The sequence below is a fragment of the Sinorhizobium sp. genome (genome assembly GCF_059070375.1).
In genome coordinates this window covers 285,857-309,158 of the sequence record NZ_JCACWC010000003.1, presented here as the reverse complement: position 1 = coordinate 309,158, position 23,302 = coordinate 285,857, and the positions used below count along the sequence as shown (strand labels likewise).

The 23,302-nt window shown below is 63.0% G+C and carries 21 protein-coding genes, 2 tRNA genes and 1 pseudogene; 14 read left to right on the top strand and 10 right to left on the bottom strand.

Going from position 1 to position 23,302, the window contains the following annotated elements; genetic code table 11:
* Positions 1-96 precede the first annotated feature (96 nt).
* Positions 97-549 (bottom strand): DoxX family protein, encoded by a 453-nt coding sequence (locus tag AC5J09_RS13485; protein WP_494297805.1) that lies wholly within the window; start codon positions 547-549, stop codon positions 97-99.
* 202 nt (positions 550-751) lie between these two features.
* Here AC5J09_RS13485 and AC5J09_RS13480 point away from each other — a divergent pair, with 202 nt between their 5' ends.
* The gene (locus AC5J09_RS13480) at positions 752-1,033 is read left to right on the top strand and encodes an Rdx family protein (protein ID WP_004435540.1); all 282 of its coding nucleotides are present in this window, start codon (positions 752-754) and stop codon (positions 1,031-1,033) included.
* Positions 1,034-1,182: 149 nt separating this feature from the next.
* On the opposite strand, the gene AC5J09_RS13475 is transcribed toward AC5J09_RS13480, so the two are convergent.
* Entirely contained in the window at positions 1,183-1,809 is a 627-nt protein-coding gene (locus AC5J09_RS13475; RefSeq protein ID WP_494297804.1) for a ribonuclease D, read from the bottom strand.
* A 205-nt stretch (positions 1,810-2,014) separates the two neighbouring features.
* Between AC5J09_RS13475 and AC5J09_RS13470 the strand changes: the two genes are divergently transcribed.
* From AC5J09_RS13470 to cya1, 3 genes are all read left to right on the top strand, one after another.
* A complete protein-coding gene (locus AC5J09_RS13470; RefSeq protein WP_437408001.1) occupies positions 2,015-2,344 on the top strand; it encodes a hypothetical protein in 330 nt (109 codons plus the stop codon).
* 85 nt (positions 2,345-2,429) lie between these two features.
* Positions 2,430-3,476, top strand: coding sequence for a hydroxyacid dehydrogenase (locus tag AC5J09_RS13465; protein ID WP_494297803.1), 1,047 nt, complete (start codon positions 2,430-2,432; stop codon positions 3,474-3,476).
* Positions 3,477-3,626: 150 nt separating this feature from the next.
* Positions 3,627-5,624 (top strand): adenylate cyclase Cya1, encoded by a 1,998-nt coding sequence (gene cya1 / locus AC5J09_RS13460; RefSeq protein ID WP_494297802.1) that lies wholly within the window; start codon positions 3,627-3,629, stop codon positions 5,622-5,624.
* A 126-nt stretch (positions 5,625-5,750) separates the two neighbouring features.
* On the opposite strand, the gene AC5J09_RS13455 is transcribed toward cya1, so the two are convergent.
* A tRNA-Leu gene (locus AC5J09_RS13455) sits at positions 5,751-5,837 on the bottom strand.
* 394 nt (positions 5,838-6,231) lie between these two features.
* Here AC5J09_RS13455 and AC5J09_RS13450 point away from each other — a divergent pair.
* The gene (locus AC5J09_RS13450; protein WP_494297801.1) at positions 6,232-6,759 is read left to right on the top strand and encodes a BA14K family protein; all 528 of its coding nucleotides are present in this window, start codon (positions 6,232-6,234) and stop codon (positions 6,757-6,759) included.
* A gap of 61 nt (positions 6,760-6,820) precedes the next feature.
* Here AC5J09_RS13450 and AC5J09_RS13445 read toward each other — a convergent pair whose 3' ends face one another.
* On the bottom strand, positions 6,821-7,153 hold the full coding sequence (locus AC5J09_RS13445) for a DUF6665 family protein (RefSeq protein WP_026168498.1): 333 nt from the start codon (positions 7,151-7,153) through the stop codon (positions 6,821-6,823).
* 238 nt (positions 7,154-7,391) lie between these two features.
* Here AC5J09_RS13445 and AC5J09_RS13440 point away from each other — a divergent pair, with 238 nt between their 5' ends.
* Positions 7,392-8,987, top strand: a complete 1,596-nt coding sequence (locus AC5J09_RS13440) for a hypothetical protein (RefSeq protein WP_494297800.1) — start codon at positions 7,392-7,394, stop codon at positions 8,985-8,987.
* Positions 8,988-9,242: 255 nt separating this feature from the next.
* Positions 9,243-9,326: pseudogene (locus AC5J09_RS13435) on the top strand (GIY-YIG nuclease family protein); the annotation flags it as partial.
* Between the two features lie 341 nt (positions 9,327-9,667).
* On the opposite strand, the gene rpsA reads toward AC5J09_RS13435, so the two are convergent.
* The 3 genes from rpsA to aroA all read right to left on the bottom strand — a co-directional run bounded on the left by rpsA (position 9,668) and on the right by aroA (position 13,542).
* Positions 9,668-11,374 carry a 30S ribosomal protein S1 gene (gene rpsA / locus AC5J09_RS13430; protein WP_003534399.1) on the bottom strand — a complete coding sequence of 569 codons (1,707 nt, stop codon included), beginning with the start codon at positions 11,372-11,374 and terminating at the stop codon, positions 9,668-9,670.
* Positions 11,375-11,536: 162 nt separating this feature from the next.
* Entirely contained in the window at positions 11,537-12,175 is a 639-nt protein-coding gene (cmk, locus tag AC5J09_RS13425) for a (d)CMP kinase (RefSeq protein WP_494297799.1), read from the bottom strand.
* Positions 12,175-13,542, bottom strand: a complete 1,368-nt coding sequence (gene aroA / locus AC5J09_RS13420; protein ID WP_494297798.1) for a 3-phosphoshikimate 1-carboxyvinyltransferase — start codon at positions 13,540-13,542, stop codon at positions 12,175-12,177. Before aroA ends, cmk begins: the two co-directional genes overlap by 1 nt.
* Before the next feature lie 284 nt (positions 13,543-13,826).
* Here aroA and AC5J09_RS13415 point away from each other — a divergent pair, with 284 nt between their 5' ends.
* From AC5J09_RS13415 to AC5J09_RS13400, 4 genes are all read left to right on the top strand, one after another.
* Positions 13,827-14,216 carry a TIGR02300 family protein gene (locus AC5J09_RS13415; protein WP_003534381.1) on the top strand — a complete coding sequence of 130 codons (390 nt, stop codon included), beginning with the start codon at positions 13,827-13,829 and terminating at the stop codon, positions 14,214-14,216.
* 245 nt (positions 14,217-14,461) lie between these two features.
* Positions 14,462-14,537: transfer RNA gene (locus AC5J09_RS13410), tRNA-Ala, on the top strand.
* A 194-nt stretch (positions 14,538-14,731) separates the two neighbouring features.
* Positions 14,732-15,520, top strand: coding sequence for a YdcF family protein (locus tag AC5J09_RS13405; RefSeq protein ID WP_494297797.1), 789 nt, complete (start codon positions 14,732-14,734; stop codon positions 15,518-15,520).
* 64 nt (positions 15,521-15,584) lie between these two features.
* Positions 15,585-16,220: a trimeric intracellular cation channel family protein gene (locus AC5J09_RS13400; protein WP_494297796.1), complete on the top strand. Its 636-nt coding sequence runs from the start codon at positions 15,585-15,587 to the stop codon at positions 16,218-16,220.
* A gap of 30 nt (positions 16,221-16,250) precedes the next feature.
* On the opposite strand, the gene irrA is transcribed toward AC5J09_RS13400, so the two are convergent.
* Complete coding sequence (gene irrA / locus AC5J09_RS13395) at positions 16,251-16,673, bottom strand: iron response transcriptional regulator IrrA (protein WP_018093869.1); 423 nt, start codon at positions 16,671-16,673, stop codon at positions 16,251-16,253.
* Between the two features lie 377 nt (positions 16,674-17,050).
* Between irrA and fabA the strand changes: the two genes are divergently transcribed.
* The 3 genes from fabA to fabI are packed head-to-tail and all read left to right on the top strand — an operon-like array spanning position 17,051 to position 19,647.
* Positions 17,051-17,566, top strand: coding sequence for a 3-hydroxyacyl-[acyl-carrier-protein] dehydratase FabA (gene fabA / locus AC5J09_RS13390; RefSeq protein WP_003534377.1), 516 nt, complete (start codon positions 17,051-17,053; stop codon positions 17,564-17,566).
* 49 nt (positions 17,567-17,615) lie between these two features.
* Positions 17,616-18,836 carry a beta-ketoacyl-ACP synthase I gene (gene fabB / locus AC5J09_RS13385; RefSeq protein ID WP_018093868.1) on the top strand — a complete coding sequence of 407 codons (1,221 nt, stop codon included), beginning with the start codon at positions 17,616-17,618 and terminating at the stop codon, positions 18,834-18,836.
* Positions 18,837-18,840: 4 nt separating this feature from the next.
* Positions 18,841-19,647 carry an enoyl-ACP reductase FabI gene (gene fabI, locus AC5J09_RS13380; RefSeq protein WP_018093867.1) on the top strand — a complete coding sequence of 269 codons (807 nt, stop codon included), beginning with the start codon at positions 18,841-18,843 and terminating at the stop codon, positions 19,645-19,647.
* An 83-nt stretch (positions 19,648-19,730) separates the two neighbouring features.
* Here fabI and AC5J09_RS13375 read toward each other — a convergent pair whose 3' ends face one another.
* Both AC5J09_RS13375 and pnp read right to left on the bottom strand, forming a co-directional pair.
* Positions 19,731-20,747 (bottom strand): class I SAM-dependent methyltransferase, encoded by a 1,017-nt coding sequence (locus AC5J09_RS13375; protein ID WP_494297795.1) that lies wholly within the window; start codon positions 20,745-20,747, stop codon positions 19,731-19,733.
* A gap of 80 nt (positions 20,748-20,827) precedes the next feature.
* Complete coding sequence (gene pnp, locus AC5J09_RS13370) at positions 20,828-22,981, bottom strand: polyribonucleotide nucleotidyltransferase (protein ID WP_411922713.1); 2,154 nt, start codon at positions 22,979-22,981, stop codon at positions 20,828-20,830.
* Between the last annotated feature and the right edge of the window lie 321 nt (positions 22,982-23,302).

Genomic DNA, 23,302 nt, shown 5'->3' with positions numbered 1-23,302 from the left:
AATTGCTCGAAGCGGCCGGATCGAGCCGGCCGCTTTCAAAGCCCTTCCAGGCAAAATGTGTCGTCGCCCGGAAGCGCTCCAATTCAAAGAGTGAGATCAGAATTGCCGGCCGAGCTTGGCATCGACGGACTGGCTGTTGGCGCCGCGAATGGCAAAGAAGAGCGTGATCGCCGCCCAGAGAATGGACTTCTCCGCCCCGCCAAGGCCCTGTCCCTGGACGATGCCGTGGAAATAGACGGTGACGAGCAGCACGATCGTCGCCGCGAAGGCAGCAGGCCGCGTCAGTAAGCCGATGGCAATGAAGATGCCGCCGAAGAACTCGGTCGCCGAAAGCAGGGGCGACCAGAAAACGCCCGGATAGAACCCAAGCCCCTCCACCATGCCGGCCGCGCCGAAGGGATTGAGGATCTTGCCGTAGCCGTGGGTGACGAGCAGCAGGCCTGCCACGACGCGCAGCAACGTCTCGGCGAAAGTATCGAGCGGCAGATAAATCTTTTCGAGCGCCGGCAGGATCGCGCGCGGTCGATTGTTGGCAGCGGTATCGGTCATGAAATCCCTTTCGTATCCATTGCAAATCAGGGGTTTCTCTTGCCTCAGGCCTTTTGGAAAACAAGGGCTCAGCGTCAAAAACATGACCGCTCAAGCTGACATTTATGTGAGACATGCGTGAAGGCGTGGATTGCGGCGCTTGCGCGACGACGCTGCTCCATGTTTCCTGTGGCGCGAAAGCCAAGTGAACAGGACATGCGAGATGAGCGAAAAGCCACGCGTCACCATCCTCTATTGCACCCAGTGCAACTGGCTGCTGCGCGCCGGATGGATGGCGCAGGAATTGCTGTCGACATTCGCCGACACGCTTGGGGAAGTGGCGCTCATCCCCGGGACCGGCGGCAATTTCGAGATTCGCGTCGATGGCGCGTTGATCTGGGAACGCAAGCGCGACGGCGGCTTTCCCGGGCCCAAGGAGCTGAAGCAACGCATTCGCGACGTGATCGAGCCCGAGCGCGATCTCGGCCACACGGACAGGAGCTAGAGCACTTCCAGGAAAAGTATGTAACGGTTTTCCGTCCGGAAATGCGTTAGAGCAAATGGTTAGAGCATTTCAGGGTTTCTATGAAACATTGAAATGCTCCAGGCTATCGTAACCGGCGCCTGCTCCCGCACCGGTGGGCGCCGTAGAACTCAGCTATGGGCGAAAATGTCCGTTTCCTCCCAGCCGAGCAGATCGAGCTTGGCACGCGTCGGGAGAAACGAAAAGCAGGCCTCGGCGAGTTCCATCCGCCCATCGCGCAGGAGCCGCGCCGTCAGCTTGTCGCGCAACGCATGCAGGTGGAGCACATCGGAGGCGGCATATTCGAGCTGCGCTGGCGAAAGAATGTCGGCGGCCCAATCGGAAGACTGCTGCTGCTTGGAAATGTCGATGTCGAGCAGTTCCTTGAGATTGTCCTTGAGGCCGTGCCGGTCCGTATAGGTGCGGGCGAGGCGCGAGGCGATCTTGGTACAGAAGACCGGCGACGCGGTGACGCCGAAGGTATGGAACAGCACGGCGATGTCGAAGCGGCCGAAATGGAAGATCTTCTGGCGCGTCGGATCGGCGAGCATCGAGACGAGATTCGGCGCCTGTTTCTGGCCGGCGGCAATGCGGATCACATCGGCAGTCCCGTCGCCCGACGAGAGCTGCACGACGCAGAGGCGGTCGCGACGCGGGACCAGGCCGAGCGTCTCCGTATCGATCGCGATCGCGCCCGTATAAAGGGCGGCGTCGGTCTCGGAAATGTCCCCCTCGTGGAACCTTATTGTATTCGCCATCGAAAATCCCCAGATCGTTACTTGCATGATTCCCGGAGAACGGTTCAGGAAACCTGCTGAGATACAAGTGCTGCAGCGACCCGGCCAGTCTGATCAGGCGCGCGGCGCTGTGGAGCGTAGCTGGCCTATAGCGCATGTTGGCCGGCCGCGATACCTTGTCCTTCGGCAGACGTTCCGTTTGCCGGCACCCCGAGAAAGTTCGCATATGACCTGGTTCCGTTTCGCCCTGGCGCCTCCCCTCGTCGCCCTGATGTCGACCCTCTCGCCCGGTACCGGCCTCGCCGGCGGGGCGACATTCGAGCTGGCGCAGGTCTTTCACGACCTGCCGGGCGTACGGCCGGCGAACCCGCTGGGCGACGATAAGAACATCGTTTGCCGGCAGGTTTTCATCGACCGCTACGGCCCCTTCGAGTCGTCTCACGGCCGTCCCCGTTACGATACGGTCTACCGCTGCCGCGAGGGAAGCGGCCCGATCTTCCAGAGCGGCGAGCTGCCGCCGTCGCTCGAGCGGCAGAAGCGCGGCCTCAACTACTGAGTTCGAACCAAGACAAAGGCACGCTTGCATTGCGCGCTCGGGACAGGCGAAACTGCGCCCCGGACGGCACTGACTGGAGGAAACCATGCCCGAAACCAACAGGCCGCAAAGCGACAGGCCACTTGTCATCAGCGCGCCCGCGCCGCGTACGCTCGATCTGATCTTCACGCCCGACGCGCTCGAGCGTCTTCACCGGCGCTACCGCGTGATCGAAGCCGATCCGGAGAACATCGCCGGGCTCGGCTCCGCCGTCCTCTCCGAGGTCCGCTATATCGTCGGACAGCCGCCGCTTTCCGCAGAAACGCTCGAACGCATGCCGCAGCTGCGGGCCGTTCTCAACGTCGAAAGCAACCTCATCGACAACATGCCCTACGACGTGGTTTTCCAGCGCGGCATCCACGTGCTCACCACCGGCCAGGTCTTCGCCGAACCGGTGGCGGAGATGGGGCTCGCCATGGCGCTGAACCTCGCCCGCGGCATCGTCGATGCGGATGTCGATTTCCGCGAGGGCCGCGAACGCTGGGGCGGTGAGGGAAACAAGTCCGCCCGGCTCCTCTCGGGTTCGGAGATCGGCATCATCGGCTTCGGCGATCTCGGCAAGGCGCTTAACCGCGTCCTTTCGGGATTTCGTGCGAAGATCCGCGTCCATGATCCCTGGCTGCCGGCCTCCGTTCTTCTCGACGCCGGCGTCGAACCGGCGTCGCTCGAGACGGTCCTCGCCGAGAGCGACTTCCTGTTTGTTGTCGCAGCGGTAACCAGTGACAATGAGGGCTTCCTCGACGCCAGGGCCTTCGCGGCCATGCGTTCGGGCGCCGCCTTCATTCTCCTGAGCCGCGCCGGCGTCGTGGATTTCGATGCATTGATCGCAGCCGTGGAAAGCGGCCATATCCGCGCGGCAAGCGACGTCTTCCCGGAGGAGCCCCTGCCCCCTGGACATCCCGTCCGCCGGCTGGCCGGCTTCCTGCGCTCGGCGCACCGGGCCGGTGCGCTCGACGTCGCCTTCAAGAGGATGGGCGAGATGGTGCTCGAGGATATGGAACTGATGGACCGCAGCCTGCCGCCGATGCGCTGCAAGCGGGCGGAGCGGGAGACGGTGGCCCGAATGCGCTCGAAGCCCGTCACCGTCAACTGAAGAGTGATGGGCCGCAAAACTGTCGTAGCCGACCAACGACAAAACACGCAGCAGATCGAAGTGCTGCAGCGATCTTTGCGCGTCCGACCGGACACGCGGCGCTGTAGCGCAGGTCGTAAACGGCCGGTGGTGCTATGAAAATGCGTTGCAATGCTGCAAAGATCGGAATCCGGATTCAAGGACATCGAAAGCATGCAAGATTCCAACGCGGACAAGCCTTCCCGGACCTGGACCAGCTCTCTGCGGTCGCTGCTCGGTCTCGTGATGATTGCTATGCTCATCGTCGTGTCCGCGACGCTGGTGGGACTTGACTACCACCGCGCACGCAGCGCTTCGATCGCCGATGCCGAAGACAATATGGACGCCTTCGTCGGCCGCCTGGTCGATCGGCTCGGCGCTCTTTCCGGGGACACCTCCGCGCTCGTCAGTCTCGTCGCATCCGTCGCCAATGCCTTTCTCGTGCCGCCGCCCGAACGCATGAACGACAAGGTGGCGGTGCTGCGCGAGGGCATCGCCCGCTCGCCGCACATCGACGGCGTCTATGTCGGTTATCCGAGCGGTGCGTTCTTTCATGTGGTCGATCTGGACTCGGCCGCCTGGCGCATGGCGCTCGACGCACCGCGGGGAGCGGCCATCGCCGTGCGCTCGATGGAGAGGGACGACCGGGGCAAGCCGTTCGACCGGATCCTGTTCCTCGACGCGAGCGGTCTGCAGTTCGCCGAACGCCGCGCTGCTTCCAACGGCTTCGACCCGAGGACGCGGCCCTGGTATCGCGCAGCCGTCAACGGCAAGGCACCGGTGGCGATCGGTCCCTATGAGATGGCCACGACAGGCAATCTCGGGATGACCATATCGCAAGCGCACCGCGGCAACCCGCAGATCGTCATCGGTGCCGATGTGGTGCTCGATACGATCACGGACTTCCTCTCCCGCGAGCGGCTGACGGACGAATCCGTCTCGTTCATTCTCGATGCGGTCGGACGGCCGATCATCCATTCCGACACCGTGATGATGCGACGCATCATGGCATCGAAGGGTAGGGACCAACCGGTGGCCACGCCGCAGGAGGATGGCCTGATCGAAAGCATCCGGCGCAACCCGCCACCGGCCGGGAAGGCAACTCTCGTCGAAGTCGGAAACCGCACCTATCTCGTCACGGTGGCGCCGCTCGAATCGGCATTGCTTCTGTCCGGGCACCGGGTGGTCGTCGCGGCCCCGCTCGACGAGCTGCTGGCGGCCGCAAACGAGACCCTCGTCCAGGGACTTGCCGTCTCGGGCGCCGTGGTGGTGGTCGCCGTTCTCCTGGCCCTCGTGCTTGCGCATCTGATCACGAAGTCCCTCAACCAGCTCACCGACAGCGCCAACCGCCTGCAGGACCTGGATTTCGCCACTCCGATCGACGTTTCATCGCATGTGGCGGAAATCTCGACGCTCAACGGCGCAATGAACAGAGCTCGCGACGCGATCTTCACCTTCGCGCTCTATGTTCCGAAGGAGCTGGTGCGCAAGGGCATCGAATCCGGCCATTTCGGCGGCCGCGCCGCATGGCGGCAGGAAGTGACGGCGATGTTCACCGACATCTACGACTTCACCACCATCAGTGAGGGCCGTTCGCCGGAAGAAGTGGTCGCGATGCTCTCGGAGTATTTCGACCTGTTCAGCGAGGTCGTTGCCGCCCACGACGGAACCATCATCCAGTTCCATGGAGACTCGGTCTTCGCCATGTGGAACGCGCCGGTCGCCGATACCAGGCATGCCGAGCATGCCTGTCGCTGCGCACTCGCGGTCGAGGAGAGGCTCCAGGCCTTCAATTCCGCGCAACGCGCCAAGGGATTGCCGGAGTTCCGCACGCGCTTCGGCATCCACACCGGAACGGCCGTCGTCGGCAGCGTCGGCGCCAGGGAACGGCTGCAATATACGGCGATGGGCGACACGGTGAACGTCGCCTCCCGGCTCGAGGGCATGAACAAGGATTACGGCACGAGCGTTCTTGCAAGCGGTGCGGTGGTCGCCCAATGCAAGGACATGGTGAAGTTCCGCCCGCTCGGCACCGCCAAGGCAAAGGGCCGTTCGACGGCGCTCGACATTTACGAAGTCGTGGGCGTCGTCCGCACGGTTGACACTACCGAAGCCGGAACGGCCGCCTGAGGAAGGGCAGATGCCGCGGCGAACGGCGGCCCCGCCGAATTCGCTTCGGAACTCTGAAAGCAAAAAAGCCCGGAAACCGGGCTTTTTTGACTTCCGAACCGCAAAAGCGGTTACTGGAAAAAGGAATGGTGCCCAGAAGAGGACTCGAACCTCCACACCCTTTCGAGTACCAGCACCTGAAGCTGGCGCGTCTACCAATTCCGCCATCTGGGCGACGGACCGGCATGTAAAAGGCCGTGACCGAAGTGTCAACAGGCATTTTGAAGTTTTCGTCTCGCATCGCGAAAAAGCGCGGTAAAGCGCGTCCGGGTCCTCGATGATAGGGCAAGAATTCCAGTGACATGGGGGCCGGAGAGGCGCATTCTAGAGCAACGGCGAAGGAGCGGAATCCGGAACGCGCCCGCGTCGACACGTGGAGCGCACGCCCACGAATAAACATGCGGCGCCAAACGTCTACTGCATGTTTCGTCGGTCGACCCGATCGACGCCAAAGCATGCAGCAACTTGAAGAGTTACAGCGATCTTTGCGCGTCTGATAAGTCGCGCCGCGCTGAAAGGAGCAGGGACAAAAACCGGAAAGCAACGGCTTTCGGAAAGTGAGGAGAAAATGACGAAATTTCGGAATTTCGTTGTGAGCTGCGCACTCGCCGCCGTCTCCGCGGTTCCCCCTGTAACGTCCGTTCAGGCCATGCCGCGCCCGGCGCTCGACATTGCGGTCAAAGCGCCGGCCGGCATCGAGAATGCCACGCATCGCGGCCGTTACGGGTGGCGCGGCGGCTATTCTCGCCGCGGTTATTACGGAGGGTCCGGCTTCTATCCGGGCTGGAGCCCCTATTACCGACGGTCCGGGATCAGCTTCTATTTCGGACCCAGCTACCGCTACCGGCCGTACTACGGGAACCGCTATTACTACGGGCCGCGCTACTATGGCCCCGGCTATTACAGCTATCCCGGGCCCGGATATTACGGTTATCGCTCCTATAGACCACGCTACTATAGCGGCGGCTATGTCCGGAGCGGCGGCAACAGCCATGTCGGCTGGTGCCTGTCGCGCTATCGGTCCTATAACCCGGCCACCAACCGGTACCTGACCTATGGCGGGGTTTATCGGGTGTGCTATTCGCCCTATCGGTAGGGGAGCGTACCCTTTTCATCGAGTTCCGCGCGTTCCATCCGGCGCGCGGCTCTCCCGTCGGTCAGCGCTTCCTGACGATCCCGACGCGCGCCATGACTTCCTTCGGAATGCCGTAGCGTCGCACGGCATCGCGGCTGTCGCGAAGGCCGCAGGTCTCGCGCTGGATGAGGAAGGCCCAAACCGCGTCGGCTGCCTCGTCGAGCAGTCGCTCGCGTTCGGAAGGCGGGTGCCTGTTGCCGTCATAGGCATTCAGGGCGGCCATTGCCTTCTCGACCTTCAGGCCATTGCGCCCCAGAGCGTCGGCGCGCTCGGCCATCAGTTCGTATTCGAGAACGTTCACCCCGTTACCGGTGAGATCGAAACGGCGCAGCGATTGCGGCGGGCGAAATGTCATCGGCGGCTCCATCAAGCTCATGCCAGGATGGGCCGTGAATGAGCTTCCCGCAAGGGGCCGCGCAAGACTGCGGCGTGGCACCACGTCATCGTCATGGTTAACACTCCCTAAACTCGTTTGGCCTAAGCATTTCAATGTTTCATGGAAACACTGAAATGCTCTAACCCTTTGGTCCAACGCACTTCCGGTCGGAAGACCGTTAGATACTTTTCCTGGAAGTGCTCTAGGCTTGCGGATCATGCCCGAACTGCCCGCCTTCATCGCCATCAGGACAGCCGTCGGAACTGCCGAGGAGACGACGCAGGGCCTGCGCCGCCCGCTACCGGCGACGGAGCGTAGCGAGGCGATCCGGAAGATCGTCGATGCGCTGACCCGCCATGTCTCCGGCAGGGAGGTCCTATCCAAGGACGCGCTGGTGAAGTTGGTCGAAGACCTGGCGCTCATCCTCAAATTTCCACCCCTGCCGCAGGAGACCGGACGCGCCTTCATTCGGCGGTTGACCGGCTTCATCGAGGCATTGCCAATGCCGGAACGCCAGCTTCTGGAGAAGCAGCTGTCAGCGCGCAACCTTGCGCAGCGCGTCGCCGTCGCGGCGGCGATAACGGCCGACCGCCGGGGCGCGATGCCGCCCGATCGGACCCCGCTCCGCAGCCTGCCCCTGCCTGCACACGCCCCGCCGGCGCTTCCGGGCGCCAAGGCACCGATCCCTGGCGACCTCGCGCTCCTGCAAGCGATGCTCAGGAAGACCTACGGCGCCGATACGGATAGCGTCCGGATCGAGACGCCATCCGCAGGCGCGGCAATCGAAGCGGCGCACGAGGAGGCTCCGGCCGGGCCGCAACGTTCGCCGAAGACGCCCACGAACGCTCCTGCAGCGCCGCGAGGTGCGGAAGTTGCAGCGAGAGATGCTTCGGCAAGCCCGCTTGAGAGCGAGATGGCGGAGATGGCGGAAACGCCGGCCGTCACGCCGGAAGGCTCCGATAAGCAGCTCCCGGATAGCGAAGCGGATTCTGCGCAACCATCGGCGCCACGCTCCAGTCAGGCGGAGGACCTGAACGGGAGTGCGCGCGCTGTGCTGAAGGATGCAAAACCTGCGACGGCCGAGAACAAGGCTGCAGCCGACGACAAGGCTGCAGCCGCAGAAGCCGGCGCTGAAAAACTCCCTGGCGGCGAAGTCTCGGAGGGCACCGACGGCCCGTCGCGCTCCGCGAGGGACAACGACAGGCCACGCGTGCGGATGCCAAGTGCCGCGCGCATGGCGCAACCGCCGGCGGAGGCCTTGAGAACGATCATACGCGACAGCCTTGCGTTGCCGGGGACGATCAAGAGCTGGCAACCTCGGGATACGGGAGACACAGGACCGGCCGTGCCCCTGACGCCGAAGAACGAGACGCCGGCGCGGCCACGGGAGACCACCGGCGCGATCAGAAGCGCAGCAGCAGCCGGCGAACCGACGGTGGATATCGCACCCGACGCCGAAACGGGCGCACCGCTTCGCGACCTGCCTCCTCCTCAGGCAGAACGTCGGACCGGCGAGGACGCGATGGCGCCGCAGGGCTTCGCCCGTGTCCCCGAAAGCGGACTTCCGCGCGAAATGTTTCCCTTCGCCCTGGTTCCCTACCCGCCGGCCGAAGAAAGCGATGCCGACGAGGTGAACCGGCGCAAGCGGGAAAGCGAGAGCGAGCCGGAGAAAGACGCAAGGGACGACGAGGGAGAAACGGAAAGCGACGACCGGCAGCAGGGACATGGCGCCGGCGGCGAAGGGGATCAGACCGAAGAGCGACCGGCAGTCGACGCCTATGACCTCTACCGAAAGCTCGGCGGCCTGGCTTAGATCAAGATGTCTTCAGGTCGGGTCGACCTAAGGCCTGTTGAGGTTCGGGCACCTGCCGCCGCTTGCTTGATTCCCTCATTCCTGTGCTCGTCACAGGGATGAGAGCAGCGCCGCGTCTGCGGCGCGGGAAGCGTTCTTTCAGCCCAAGGACTTGGTCTGGCTGGATTCCTGTGACGAGCACAGGAATGAGGGACCGGGATGTGCGGCTACTACAACTTCCGTTGCGAATATGGGATTGGTCAAACCTGTCACGCAATGAAAGGTTACGTCTACATTCTCGCGTCCAAACGAAGCGGGACGTCGTATACGGGCGTGCCCCGGGGCCTGCCGCGCCGCCTAACTATCTTATCTTCACGGTTTATGAAGCGCGCCGAGGGACCGCACCCTCTCCGCCCTCATTCCTGTGCTCGTCACAGGAATCCAGCAGCGCCGCGTCTGCGGCGCGGGAGAGCCTTTCCAGCCCAAGGACTTGGTCTGGCTGGATTCCTGTGACAAGCACAGGAATGAGGAAATCAAACAAGCGGCGCCGGTGACCCGAATCTCAACAGGCCTTAGAGCACAAGTGTAACGGTTTTCCCACTGCGCCGCGCGTCTCATAAGACGCGCAGAGGTCGCTGTAGCCCGCGAAAAAGCCCGCGGAGATCGCTCTCCGCGGGCTTATCATTTCAAGCCGTCAACGATTACTCGTTGTTCTGGCGGTTCTTGAGCGCAGCGCCCAGAATGTCGCCCAGCGAAGCACCCGAGTCGGAAGAGCCGAACTGAGCGACGGCTTCCTTCTCTTCCGCGATTTCCAGAGCCTTGATCGACAGCTGGATCTTGCGGTCCTTCTTGGAGAAGTTGGTGACCCGCGCGTCGACGGTCTGGCCGACCGAGAAACGCTCCGGACGCTGTTCGTCGCGATCGCGCGAGAGGTCGGCGCGACGGATGAAGGCGGTGACGTCCTCGTGGTTGACGAGCCGCACTTCGATGCCGCCATCGTTGACGCCGATGACTTCTGCCGAAACGACGGCGTTCTTGCGCAGTTCGCCGGAAGCGGCAGCTTCACCGACCGCATCGCGGCCGAGCTGCTTGATGCCGAGCGAGATGCGCTCCTTGTCGACGTCCACGTCGAGAACGACAGCACGAACGACGTCGCCCTTGTTGAACTCTTCGATGACCTGTTCGCCCGGACGGTTCCAGTCGAGGTCGGAGAGGTGGACCATGCCGTCGACATCGCCATCGAGGCCGATGAACAGACCGAATTCGGTCTTGTTCTTGACTTCGCCTTCGACTTCCGTGCCAGCCGGATGGCTATGCGCGAAGGCCTGCCACGGGTTCTCGAGCGTCTGCTTGAGGCCGAGCGAGATGCGGCGCTTGGTCGGGTCGACTTCGAGAACGACCACGTCGACTTCCTGGCTCGTGGACAGGATCTTGCCGGGGTGAACGTTCTTCTTCGTCCAGGACATTTCGGAGATGTGTATCAGGCCTTCGATGCCCGGCTCCAGCTCGACGAAGGCACCGTAGTCGGTGATGTTCGTGACGGTACCGGAGATCTTCTTGCCGACCGGATACTTCGCACCGATGCCGTCCCACGGATCGGACTCGAGCTGCTTCATGCCGAGCGAGATGCGGTGGGTTTCCTGGTTGATGCGGATGATCTGAACCTTGACCTGCTGGCCGATGTTCAGGATTTCCGACGGATGGTTGACGCGGCGCCACGCCATGTCGGTGACGTGCAGCAGGCCATCGATGCCGCCGAGGTCGACGAACGCACCGTAATCGGTGATGTTCTTGACGACACCCTCGACAACCTGGCCTTCCTCGAGGTTCTGAACGATTTCAGAACGCTGCTCGGCGCGGGACTCTTCGAGAACCGTGCGGCGCGAAACGACGATGTTGCCGCGGCGCTTGTCCATCTTGAGGATTTCGAAGGGCTGCGGGTTGTGCATCAGCGGCGTCACGTCGCGGATCGGACGGATGTCGACCTGCGAACGCGGCAGGAAGGCTACGGCGCCGTCGAGATCGACGGTGAAGCCGCCCTTGACCTGGTTGAATATGATGCCTTCGACGCGTTCGCCGGCTTCAAACTTGACTTCCAGGCGCTGCCAGCTCTCTTCGCGGCGGGCCTTCTCGCGCGAAAGGACTGCTTCGCCGAGTGCGTTTTCAATGCGCTCGACATAGACTTCGACTTCGTCGCCGACCTTCAGCGTGCCGTCCTTGGCCTTGGCGCCGAATTCCTTCAGCGGTACGCGGCCTTCGACCTTAAGGCCGACGTCGACGATTGCGACGTCTTTTTCGATCGCCGTGACGATGCCCTTGGCGACATAGCCTTCGGCGAGGTCCGTCTTGGCGAAGGACTCTTCCAGAAGCGCTGCGAAATCATCACGGGTGGGGTTGGTTGCAGACATATAATCTCCTGCTGCGTCTCCTGCCGGAAACGCATGTGCGCCGGGGGTTGGTGTTAGACAGGCCTGAACCCAGTCCGCTCCTGTCATGGAGCAATCCGGCGCGTGGACGGAATTTCAGGCTATTTTCAAGAAGGAGACCGGCTGGGCCGGATCAGGCCTTCTTCAAATCTTCTCTTTCAGGGCGGCGTCGACCAGCGTCTTCGCCGCCTGGAATGCCGCCTCTATACTCATTTCGGAAGTATCAAGCAAGTGCGCGTCCTCGGCAGGTCTCAAAGGACTGTCGGCACGGCCCATGTCGCGCTCGTCGCGCTTCTTCACATCCTCGAAAACCGCGGCGTAGTGAGCCTTTCCGCCGCCGGCGATGATCTCGTCATGGCGCCGTTTCGCCCGCACTTCGGGGGAAGCGGTCACATAGAGCTTCACCGCCGCATCAGGGCAGACGACCGTGCCGATGTCGCGTCCGTCGAGGACGGTACCCGGCTCCTTGCGCGCGAAGGCCCGCTGCGCCTCGACCAGTGCCCGGCGCACGGCCGGCATGACGGCGATCTTCGACGCCGCCTCGCCGATCGAATGCTCCGAAAGCACGGCGCGATCGAGCCCGGAAAGGTCCACCTCGCGCGCCATCGTCTCGGCCACCGCCTCGTCGCCGAGCGGCAGTCCGGCATCCATGAGCGCCTTGGCGGTGGCGCGGTAGGTGAGCCCCGTGTCGAGATGGTGGAAGCCGTATTGCTCGGCGATCCGGCGCGAGAGCGTTCCCTTGCCGGCGGCCGCAGGCCCATCGATGGCGATTACGAAGGTCATCAGGCTGCCTTGTTCTCTGCCTCTTCGATTTTCGCGCCCAGTCCGGTCATCAGGCCCATGAATTCGGGGAAGGACGTCGCGATCATCGTCGCATCGTCGACCGTCACCGGATGCTCCGAGGCAAGTCCCATGACAAGGAAGCTCATGGCGATGCGGTGGTCGAGATGGGTCTTCACCTGGCCGCCCGCGATATTGCCCAGGCCCTTGCCGCCGGGCCGGCCGCGCACGACCAGCGAGGCCTCGCCCTCGTCGCAATCCACCCCGTTGAGCTTCAGGCCGTCCGCAACGGCGGACAGGCGGTCGGACTCCTTGACGCGGAGCTCTTCCAGCCCGTTCATCACGGTTGTGCCCTCGGCGAAGGCGGCGGCGACCGCGAGCACCGGATATTCGTCGATCATCGACGGGGCGCGCTCCTCCGGCACGGTGACGCCCTTCAGCTCCGAATAGCAAACGCGCAGATCGGCGACATCCTCGCCGCCGGCAAGCCGCTTGTTCATGACCTCGATATTGGCGCCCATCTCCTGCAGCGTCAGGATGAGGCCGGTACGGGTCGGGTTCATCAGCACGTTGAGGATGGTGATGTCCGAGCCCGGAACGATGAGCGCCGCCACCAGCGGAAAGGCCGTGGAGGACGGATCGCCCGGTACGTCGATCACCTGGCCCGTCAGCTTGCCGCGGCCCTCGAGGCGAATGGTGCGCACACCCTCGGCATCGGTCTCGACCGTCAGCTTGGCACCGAAGCCCTGCAGCATCTTTTCCGTATGGTCGCGGGTCATCACCGGCTCGACGACGGTCGTGATGCCGGGCGTGTTGAGGCCGGCGAGCAGCACGGCGGATTTCACCTGGGCAGACGCCATCGGCACGCGATAGGTGATCGGGTTCGGCGTCTTCGGCCCGCGCAGGGTCACCGGCAGCCGGTCGCCCTCCGCCGACTTCACCTGAACGCCCATTTCGCGGAGCGGATCGAGCACGCGGCCCATCGGGCGCTTGGTCAGCGAGGCATCGCCGATGAAAGTGGAATCGAAATCATAGACGCCGACAAGGCCCATCGTCAGCCGGCAGCCGGTGCCGGCATTGCCGAAGTCGAGCGGCGCCTCCGGCGCGAGCAGCGCGCCGTTCCCGACACCGTCGATGATCCAGGTGTCGCCCTCCTTGCGGATCCGGGCGCCCATCGCCTGCATGGCCTTGCCGGTATTGATCACGTCTTCGCCTTCGAGGAGACCGGTGATGCGCGTCTCGCCCGCGGCAAGGCCGCCGAACATGAAGGAGCGGTGCGAGATCGACTTGTCGCCCGGAATGCGCAAAGTGCCCTTGAGGTCGTAAGACTTGCGTGCGGTGGCGGGCCGCGGGTTCGAGCCGTGAGACATCGTGGTTTTCCTCTGACAATCCGGCTGACGGCTGGCGCGGAAGGTGGTGCTTTCCGGCGCGTTGGTGGCGGACCGCCGGTCTCGCCGGCTCCCTAACACAATGCGCGAAAAGGGTCATCCTCCTGCTGCGAAGAAAATGACGGCCGGAGCTCGCGGAAGTTTATCTTTGACAGAACTCGCCAAGATGATTATGGGGACCGGCTAATCATCATAAGCTTGATACGTTTCTAACCGCCGGCTTTCCGGCAAGAGCCGGCTCGCCGGCCATTCAAGAGGCTTTGACTGTGGCAAAACCGGAACTTGGAACAAAGCGCATCGACCCGGAAACGGGGCGCAAATTCTACGATCTGAACCGTGATCCGATCGTCTCCCCCTACACGGGCAAGTCCTATCCGCTGTCCTTCTTCGAGGAAACCTCCGTCGCCAAGGTGCTCGAGAAGGAAGAAGAGGAAGACGTCAAGGAAGTCGATACCGAGAACACGGAAGTCGAACTCGTCTCGCTCGAGGAAGCGGACGACGAAGCCTCGGGCGGCGACGATCTGCCGGATCTCGGCGACGACGATGTCGAGATCGAGGGTGACGACGACGACACCTTCCTCCAGACCGACGACGAAGACGATGACGACGACATGAGCGACATCATCGGCGTTTCCGACGAGGACGACGACGTCTGAACAGACTGGCGACGCGGGCGGATCAGCGCCCGCATGCCTGCACGCAAGCGTTTCGAAAGGCGCACGAAACCGCCCTATCCGTCGAACGCGATCGGCATCGAAGCATCCGGCCGGAACCAAAAAATAATTCGTCCCGGCCCTCACTTTTCGGCTTGCCATCTGCACCTAGCAGAAGTAATAAGCCGCCACTCGCCGGGCGCAACGCGCCTCGCGATCTTCCCGGACCGGCAAAGCCGGACCCTGATGGGGCTATAGCTCAGCTGGGAGAGCGCTTGCATGGCATGCAAGAGGTCAGCGGTTCGATCCCGCTTAGCTCCACCAAAATCTTTTTCGATCCCCCGACGTAAAGAATTCAGCAGCTTGAACGCTACCTCGCAATGCGCGCCGTAGAAAAGCCTTGCCGTGCAGCAACCGGCGAGGCGGACCGGGCTATCGTCCTGTATTGTGCACGCCGCCAGACGCGGCGCCGTCATTCATGAAATCTTTACCGGCCGAGGCCGAAGAACGATCTGCCCATGTTTCTCGTCTCGAAAATCTTCTGGCTCGCAGCCCAGCCGCTGTCCCTCGCCTTCCTCGCCCTCTTCGCCGGCGTGCTGCTTATGCTCGGCCGTTTCCGCCGCAGCGGCGGTACTTTGAGCGCCTTCGGGCTCGCCGTCCTCTTCGTCACTCTCTTCACCACCGCCGGCTCCTATTTCCTGCAGATCCTCGAGGACCGGTTTCCCCGCCCCGCGACGGAGCCCACGGAGCTTGCCTGCATCATCGTGCTCGGCGGCGCCTTCGAGAATGTGGTGATGGCTAGCCGCGGCGGCATGGAGCTGAACCAGGCGGCCGAGCGCTTCGTCGAAACCTTGAGACTCGCGCGGGCCTATCCGCAGGCCCGCATCCTTGTCTCGGGCGGAGACGGCTCGCTCAGCGGCATCTACGAGGGCGACGCGCATGCCTCGCAGAAATTCTTCGGGACCTTCGGCATCGGTTCCAACCGGCTGATCCGCGAGGGAGAATCGCGGACGACCTTCGAAAACGCACGCTATACCAGGGATTTGCTGGCCAGGAACGGGCTTGAGCGTTGTGCGCTCGTGACCTCCGCCTACCACATGCCGCGCTCGATCGGCCTCTTTCGCGCAAACGACATGGAAGTCACGCCCTGGCCGACGGATTATCGCACGAGCGGCAAGGTGCGGCTCGGCTTCGATTTCACCCAGCCCTCGCTCAATGCCCAATTGGCGACGACGGCCGCCAAGGAATGGACAGGGCTCGTTGCCTATTATCTCCTCGGCCGGACTGAGACGCTGCTGCCGCGGTAGCCTACCGCATGTTTTCTTTAATAGGTTACGATTAGAGGAGACCTGCAGCCAAGCGGAGCAGCCCATGCCGATCCTCGAATTCCTCGACTATGCGGGCGTCGCAATCTTTGCGGCGACCGGCGCGCTGTCGGCCTCCCGCAAGCAGCTCGACATCATCGGCTATCTGTTTCTCGCTTCCGCGACGGGCATTGGCGGCGGCACCATCCGCGACCTCGTTCTCGGCGCGACGCCGGTGTTCTGGGTGGTGAACCCTAATTTCATCATCGTCTGCGCGGCGGTGGCGGTGGCCGTCTTCCTCACGTCCCATTTGCTCGAATCGCGCTACCGCATGCTCGTATGGCTCGACGCGCTCGGCCTCTCGGCCTATTGCGTGATGGGCGCGGCAAAGGGGCTGGCGGCGACCGGCTCGCCTATCGTCGCCCTGGTCACGGGCGCCCTGACGGCGACCTTCGGCGGGGTTCTGCGTGATCTTCTGGCCGGCGAGCCCTCTGTCCTCCTGAGACCGGAGATCTACGTCAGCGCCGCCCTCATCGGCGCCGGCGCCTTCGTCCTGGCCAGCCTGGTCGGATTGCCGCTTGCCGCAGCGTCCGCACTCGGCGTCGTCACGGCCTTCGCCGTGCGGGGCGGCGCGCTTCGATACGGCTGGACGCTGCCGACGGGCAAGGCCGGTCCCGGACGCGACCCGAAGGACGTGATGTGACGAGACTTCGTGGCGCGAGAGCGACGACGCTCAGCGCTCGCTCTTGTGACGCAGCCGGATTACCACGTCGACATGGGAAATTTCCATGCCTTCCGGCGGTTCGGGGAGATTGTCGATCTGAATATTGCTCACCGGAATGTCGAGGACTTCGTTTTCGCCCTCGATGAAGAAATGGTGATGATCCGAGACATTCGTATCGAAATAGGTCCTGGCGCTCTCGACGGCGAGGACGCGGATCATGCCGGCTTCGGTGAACTGGTGGAGCGTGTTGTAGACGGTCGCGAGCGAAACGGGAACGCCGGCCGTGACGGCCTCTTCGTGGAGTTCCTCCACCGTCAGGTGACGGTCGCCCTTGGCGAAGATCAGATCGGCAAGCGCAACGCGCTGGCGCGTCGGGCGCAAACCCGAACTGCGCAGCCTCTCCTGTGAGGACATGTGCGTTGCTTTCGTCATCGACAGCCGTTCCGATATACCTGCGGGATCCGTGGATTATCAATTTGCGATATAACTTCTGGCGCCGCGGCTTTCAATAGATTCCGCACGTGCGAAGGCCGCAAACGCCTGAAAATCGGCCCAAAGCGGGGGAAGGCGGGCATTTAACTCTGGCCGCCGCCACATTCATACTGTAAGCGACGGCGGAATGATGTCACCATTCCGAGCGGTTCGGCGACGATGAGAGAGCTTTCCTACACCCGCATGCCGCCCTATTTGGAACGTCACGAGCCGCAGCCCGCATCGCAGCCGCGGATGACAGGTTGCGCTTCAAATCAGACCGAACTTGCACTAAAGCAGGTCGGAGAACACATAATAGACTCGGGAAGCAACCATTCATGACCACCAGACAATCCAGCTTCAGCTATGAGGAAATCCTGATCTGCGGCCGAGGCGAAATGTTTGGCCCCGGCAATGCGCAGTTGCCGCTGCCGCCGATGCTGATGTTCAACCGCATCACCGACATTTCGGAAACGGGCGGGCCAAACGACAAGGGTTATGTCCGCGCCGAATTCGACATTACGCCGGATCTCTGGTTCTTTCCCTGCCACTTCATGGGCGATCCGGTCATGCCCGGCTGCCTCGGTCTCGACGCAATGTGGCAATTGACCGGTTTCTTCCTCGGCTGGCTCGGCGAGGCCGGCAAGGGCCGCGCCATCTCGACCGGGGAAGTGAAGTTCACCGGCATGGTGACGCCGAAGACCAAGCTGGTAGAATACGGCATCGACTTCAAGCGCGTCATGCGCGGCCGTCTGGTTCTTGGCATCGCCGACGGCTGGATGAAGGCCGATGGCGAAACGATCTACAAGGCCACCGATCTCAGGGTCGGCCTCTTCCAGGAAAAGGCCGACTGAACTGCGGGCGATCCCCGCACGGTTCCAATCGAAGAAAAGGTCATCTGACATGAGACGGGTTGTTGTAACGGGCCTCGGCATCGTTTCCTCGATCGGCAGCGATGCCGACGAAGTCACCGCGTCGCTCCGCGATGCGCGGTCGGGCATCACGTTTTCTCCGGATTTTGCCGAGCACGGCTTCAAGTGCCAGGTCTGGGGAGCGCCGACGCTCGATCCGAGCGACCTCGTCGACCGCCGCGCCATGCGCTTCCTGTCCCAGGGCGGCGCCTGGAACCATGTGGCGATGAAGCAGGCGATCGCCGATTCCGGGCTCGAGGCCGGCGACATCACCAATGAGCGCACCGGCATCATCATGGGTTCGGGCGGCCCTTCTACCCGCGCGATCGTCGAAGCGGCGGAGATCACCCGCAAGAACAACAGCCCGAAGCGGATCGGTCCCTTCGTGGTGCCGAAGGCGATGTCGTCTACGGCTTCGGCGACGCTTGCGACCTGGTTCCAGATCCACGGCGTCAACTACTCGATCTCGTCGGCCTGCTCGACTTCGGCGCATTGCATCGGCAATGCCGCGGAAATGATCCAGTGGGGCAAGCAGGACGTCATGTTCGCGGGCGGCCACGAGGATCTCGACTGGACCATGTCCAATCTCTTCGACGCCATGGGCGCCATGTCGTCGAAGTACAACGACACGCCATCCGTCGCCTCACGCGCCTATGACGCGAACCGCGACGGCTTCGTCATCGCCGGCGGTGCCGGCGTTCTCGTTTTGGAAGAACTGGAGCGCGCCAAGGCGCGCGGCGCCAAGATCTATGCGGAAATCGTCGGTTACGGCGCCACTTCGGACGGCTACGACATGGTCGCGCCTTCCGGCGAGGGCGCGGTGCGCTGCATGCGCCAGGCGCTGGCCACGGTGAAGGGCGAGGTCGACTACATCAATACCCACGGTACCTCGACGCCGGTCGGCGATCAGAAGGAGATCGGCGCCATCCGCGAGGTCTTCGGCGAAAAGATGCCGCATGTGCAGTCCACGAAATCGCTGACCGGCCACTCGCTCGGCGCCGCCGGCGTGCAGGAATCGATCTACGGTCTCCTGATGATGCAGGCCGGCTTCATCGGCGAAAGCGCTCACATCACCGAGCTCGACCCCGAATTCGAAGGCGTGCCGATCGTCCGCAAGCGCATCGACAATGCCAAGATCGACACGGTTCTTTCGAACTCCTTCGGCTTCGGCGGCACGAACGCGACGCTCGTCTTCCAGCGCTATAACGGATAACACGATGAACGGACTGATGAACGGAAAGCGCGGCCTCATCATGGGCGTCGCCAACAACCATTCTATTGCCTGGGGTATCGCCAAGTCTCTCGCCGCTCAGGGCGCCGAGCTCGCCTTCACCTATCAGGGCGAAGCTCTCGGCAAGCGCGTCAAGCCGCTGGCTGCGGAGGTCAATTCCGACTTCCTGCTCCCCTGCGACGTCGAGGACCTCGACTCCGTCGACGCAGTCGTCGACGCCATAAGGGAGCGCTGGGGCAAGCTCGATTTCGTCGTCCACGCCATCGGCTTCTCGGACAAGAACGAGCTCAAGGGTCTCTATGCCGACACGACGCGGGACAATTTCAGCCGCACCATGGTGATCTCCTGCTTCTCCTTTACCGAGATTGCCAAGCGTGCAGCGGAGCTGATGAGCGAGGGCGGCACCATGCTGACGCTCACCTATGGCGGCTCGATGCGGGTCATGCCGAACTACAACGTCATGGGCGTCGCCAAAGCCGCGCTCGAAGCTTCGGTCCGCTACCTGGCCGCCGACTACGGAGCGCGCGGCATCCGCGTCAACGCGATCTCGGCCGGTCCGATCCGGACGCTTGCAGGCGCCGGCATTTCCGACGCGCGCGCGATGCTCTCCTGGCAGCAGAAGAACTCGCCCCTGCGCCGGACCGTCACCATAGAAGACGTCGGCAGTTCCGCACTTTATCTGCTCTCGGACCTCTCGCGCGGCGTCACCGGCGAAATTCACTATGTGGATTCCGGCTACAACATCACTTCGATGCCGACGCTCGAAGCCTTGCGGGTCGCAGACGCGGATTAAGCAGGGATTGCCCCTTACCTAACCTTCTCCCCGCTTGCGGGGAGAAGGTGGCCGTCAGGCCGGATGAGGGGCTGTTCACTGGGTCAGCGTTTCGCCCAGAGCACCTTGAAGCGCGCATTGCGGCAGGTCTCGCCGATTTCCTTGAAATTCTCCGCCAGGACCGGCTCATAGGGAAGTCCGCGATTGGCGACGAGCATCAGCCGGCCACCATGCTTCAGCGCCTTGGCGGCCGCCTTGATCATTGCCGCGCCGAGCGCGGGCTCGGCAGCATGGCCCTCGTGGAAGGGTGGGTTCATGACGATAAGGTCGTATTTGTCGCGCGTCTCTTCCACCGTCAGGTCGTGCCAAAAGAAGCGAGCCGCCGTCGAAGGCGCATTTGCCGCCATGTTTGCCCGTGCCGCCTCCAGTGCTTCGAAATCCGCTTCGAACAGATCGATGCCCTTGAGGCTCGGCGAAGCCTCGGCAAGCTTGACCGAGAGATAACCCCAGCCGGCGCCGAAATCCGCCGCGTGGCCGGTGAAATCGCGCGGCAGCCGCGACGCGAGCAGTTCCGAGCCGGCATCGACGCGGTCATGCGAGAACATGCCGGGCGATGCCACGAACAGGCCGTCGACGCGCACCGGGACCTTGGCGAGCGCCGAGATGGCCTCGGCGACCTCCTCCGGGCGGGTGAACCAGAAGGCCACACCGTGATATTTGGGCATCGAGTCGCTATCCCAGCCGAACTTGTCGATCCGCTTGCGCAGCGACTGAATGCCGTCCTCCTTGCCGCCGGCGACCACGATCAGCGCGCCGGCGCGGGTGCGTTTCAACGCCTGCGCAATGCGGTCTTCGTTCTCGCCCTTGTGCCTGCCGCACAGAACGAGCGCGGCGTCGTAGCCGTCGCCGGCCGCGACCGGCGCCACATCGGCGCGAGCTGCCGTCAGCGCGCGGTAAAGGGGCTTCAGCGGCTGTACGGCGGAGACGTCCGCAGCAAAGCCCTCCGGCAAGCGGTAGCCCGCCTCGGCGCCGAGGAAGAGCACCCGCTCTCCCTCTCCCGGCGGATCGATGATCCCCGTTGCGAAAGGATGGAACAGTGTTTTCAGCGCGTCGCGGCTCATGGGTTCGATTCCGTTTTCGTCACGAGAAAGGGCGCGAAGCGATCCGCTCCGCGCCCTGAATGGTTTCAGCCGAGAGCGGCTTACTCGGCGGCTTCGCCGCCGTCCTTCTTTTCGCCCTTCTCGGCAACGATCTCCTTGCCGGTCGCCTGATCGACGACCTTCATGGAGAGGCGAACCTTGCCGCGCTCGTCGAAGCCCATCAGCTTGACCCAGACCTTATCGCCTTCCTTGACGACGTCGGTTGTCTTGGCAACGCGCTCGGAAGCGAGCTGCGAGATGTGAACGAGACCATCGCGGGCGCCGAAGAAGTTGACGAAGGCGCCGAAATCGGCCGTCTTGACGACGGTGCCTTCATAGACCTGACCGACTTCCGGCTCGGCGACGATCGAGTGGATCCACTTGCGGGCGGCCTCGATCTCCTTGGCGGAAGCCGAGGCGATCTTGACGGTGCCGTCGTCGTCGATATTGATCTTGGCGCCGGTCTTTTCGACGATTTCGCGGATGACCTTGCCGCCCGAGCCGATGACTTCACGGATCTTGTCGACCGGAATGTTCATGACTTCGATGCGCGGCGCGAACTCGCCGAGCTGGCCGCGGCTCTCGGAGATGGCCTTGGCCATTTCGGCGAGAATGTGCAGGCGGCCTCCCTTGGCCTGGTTGAGAGCAACACCCATGATCTCCTCGGTGATGCCTTCGATCTTGATGTCCATCTGCAGCGAGGTGATGCCGGTGTCCGTACCCGCGACCTTGAAGTCCATATCGCCGAGGTGGTCTTCATCGCCGAGAATGTCGGAGAGGACGGCGAAACGGTCGTCTTCCTTGATGAGGCCCATGGCAATGCCGGCAACCGGCTTGGCGAGCGGAACGCCCGCGTCCATCAGTGCAAGCGACGTGCCGCAGACGGTTGCCATGGAGGACGAACCGTTGGACTCGGTAATCTCGGAAACGACGCGCAGCGTGTATGGGAACTGTTCCGTGGTCGGCAGCATCGGATGGATGGCGCGCCAGGCGAGCTTGCCGTGGCCGATCTCGCGGCGGCCCGGAGAACCCATGCGGCCCGTTTCACCGACCGAATAGGGCGGGAAGTTGTAATGCAGCATGAAGTTTTCCTTGTACATGCCGGTCAAGGAATCGACATACTGCTCGTCTTCGCCGGTGCCGAGCGTGGCAACGACGATCGCCTGCGTTTCACCGCGGGTAAAGAGCGCCGAACCGTGCGTGCGCGGCAGGATGCCGACTTCGGCGACGATCGGGCGAACCGTGACGAGGTCGCGGCCATCGATGCGGCTCTTCGTGTCGAGGATGTTCCAGCGAACGATCTTGGCCTGCAGGTGCTTGAAGACAGCGGCGATCTCTTCGGCGGTATGGGCCGGGTTCTCGACGCCTTCCGGCAGGAAATGTTCTTTGACCTTTGCCTTTACCGCGTCCACGGCGGCATAGCGTGCGGCCTTCTCGGTGATCTTATAGGCGTTGCGCAGCTCGTCTTCGGCGATCGAAAGCATCGCGTTTTCGAGAGCGGAATGATCTTCCGGATTGAATTCGCGCGGCTCCTTGGCGGCAACTTCTGCGAGCCTGATGACAGCGTCGATCACCGGCTGGAAGCCCTTCTGGCCGAAAACGACGGCGCCGAGCATGACATCTTCCGGCAGCTCTTTCGCTTCCGACTCCACCATCAGCACGGCTTCCTGCGTGCCGGCGACGACGAGGTCGAGCGTGGATTCGTCCATTTCGTCGAGATGCGGGTTGAGAACGTATTCGCCGTTGATGTAGCCAACGCGGGCACCGCCGACCGGGCCCATGAAGGGAACGCCGGAAAGCGTCAATGCAGCGGATGCCGCGACCATCGCGACGACGTCCGGGTTGTTCTCGAGGTCATGCTGCATGACCGTGACGATGACCTGGGTATCGTTCTTGTAGCCCTCCGGGAAGAGCGGGCGGATCGGCCGGTCGATCAGACGCGACACCAGCGTCTCGTTTTCGCTGGGGCGGCCCTCACGCTTGAAATAGCCGCCGGGAATCTTGCCGGCAGCGTAGGTCTTTTCCTGATAGTTGACGGTGAGCGGGAAGAAATCCTGGCCTGGCTTCGGTGCCTTCGCCGAAACCACCGTGGCGAGCACGACGGTTTCGCCGTAGGTCGCGAGAACGGCACCATCGGCCTGCCGCGCGATTTTTCCGGTTTCGAGCTTGAGCGGACGCCCCGCCCATTCGATTTCTACCTTGTGTGTCTCGAACATGTTCTGTCCTTCGTGTGCGACAGACCTTCCGCGGCTCAAAAAGCGCGGGCGATCTCAAAGCCGCATGGTGGCGCATCACGGGCAAGACAACGGGAGGCTTCAAAGAAAACCGGCCGCATACCGCTTTGCCGCGCTGCGTATAGCAGCCGCTTCGGCAAGCAGGCGCCGAAGCATCCTGCAATCCTGCCCCATGACGGGCCATTGGTTGATCCGCGATCCCGGCCCATCCGGTCCGCTGGACGTTGCGCGTCCGATAGGATGCGCGGCGCTGTGGCGCCCTGTACAATACCCTAGGCCTTTTGAAGAGCGCACGGGCTGTAG

What these genes read in the sequence shown, in the direction of transcription:
- pnp (WP_411922713.1), bottom strand. Translation starts at nt 22,981, where the DNA reads ATGTTCGAGACACACAAGGTAGAAATCGAATGGGCGGGGCGTCCGCTC.
- AC5J09_RS13405 (WP_494297797.1), top strand. Translation starts at nt 14,732, where the DNA reads ATGTTTCTCGTCTCGAAAATCTTCTGGCTCGCAGCCCAGCCGCTGTCC.
- AC5J09_RS13450 (WP_494297801.1), top strand. Translation starts at nt 6,232, where the DNA reads ATGACGAAATTTCGGAATTTCGTTGTGAGCTGCGCACTCGCCGCCGTC.
- AC5J09_RS13475 (WP_494297804.1), bottom strand. Translation starts at nt 1,809, where the DNA reads ATGGCGAATACAATAAGGTTCCACGAGGGGGACATTTCCGAGACCGAC.
- AC5J09_RS13470 (WP_437408001.1), top strand. Translation starts at nt 2,015, where the DNA reads ATGACCTGGTTCCGTTTCGCCCTGGCGCCTCCCCTCGTCGCCCTGATG.
- AC5J09_RS13440 (WP_494297800.1), top strand. Translation starts at nt 7,392, where the DNA reads ATGCCCGAACTGCCCGCCTTCATCGCCATCAGGACAGCCGTCGGAACT.
- aroA (WP_494297798.1), bottom strand. Translation starts at nt 13,542, where the DNA reads ATGTCTCACGGCTCGAACCCGCGGCCCGCCACCGCACGCAAGTCTTAC.
- fabB (WP_018093868.1), top strand. Translation starts at nt 17,616, where the DNA reads ATGAGACGGGTTGTTGTAACGGGCCTCGGCATCGTTTCCTCGATCGGC.
- AC5J09_RS13445 (WP_026168498.1), bottom strand. Translation starts at nt 7,153, where the DNA reads ATGACATTTCGCCCGCCGCAATCGCTGCGCCGTTTCGATCTCACCGGT.
- AC5J09_RS13485 (WP_494297805.1), bottom strand. Translation starts at nt 549, where the DNA reads ATGACCGATACCGCTGCCAACAATCGACCGCGCGCGATCCTGCCGGCG.
- cmk (WP_494297799.1), bottom strand. Translation starts at nt 12,175, where the DNA reads ATGACCTTCGTAATCGCCATCGATGGGCCTGCGGCCGCCGGCAAGGGA.
- AC5J09_RS13480 (WP_004435540.1), top strand. Translation starts at nt 752, where the DNA reads ATGAGCGAAAAGCCACGCGTCACCATCCTCTATTGCACCCAGTGCAAC.
- AC5J09_RS13465 (WP_494297803.1), top strand. Translation starts at nt 2,430, where the DNA reads ATGCCCGAAACCAACAGGCCGCAAAGCGACAGGCCACTTGTCATCAGC.
- fabI (WP_018093867.1), top strand. Translation starts at nt 18,841, where the DNA reads ATGAACGGACTGATGAACGGAAAGCGCGGCCTCATCATGGGCGTCGCC.
- cya1 (WP_494297802.1), top strand. Translation starts at nt 3,627, where the DNA reads ATGCTGCAAAGATCGGAATCCGGATTCAAGGACATCGAAAGCATGCAA.
- AC5J09_RS13400 (WP_494297796.1), top strand. Translation starts at nt 15,585, where the DNA reads ATGCCGATCCTCGAATTCCTCGACTATGCGGGCGTCGCAATCTTTGCG.
- AC5J09_RS13375 (WP_494297795.1), bottom strand. Translation starts at nt 20,747, where the DNA reads ATGAGCCGCGACGCGCTGAAAACACTGTTCCATCCTTTCGCAACGGGG.
- fabA (WP_003534377.1), top strand. Translation starts at nt 17,051, where the DNA reads ATGACCACCAGACAATCCAGCTTCAGCTATGAGGAAATCCTGATCTGC.
- irrA (WP_018093869.1), bottom strand. Translation starts at nt 16,673, where the DNA reads ATGACGAAAGCAACGCACATGTCCTCACAGGAGAGGCTGCGCAGTTCG.
- rpsA (WP_003534399.1), bottom strand. Translation starts at nt 11,374, where the DNA reads ATGTCTGCAACCAACCCCACCCGTGATGATTTCGCAGCGCTTCTGGAA.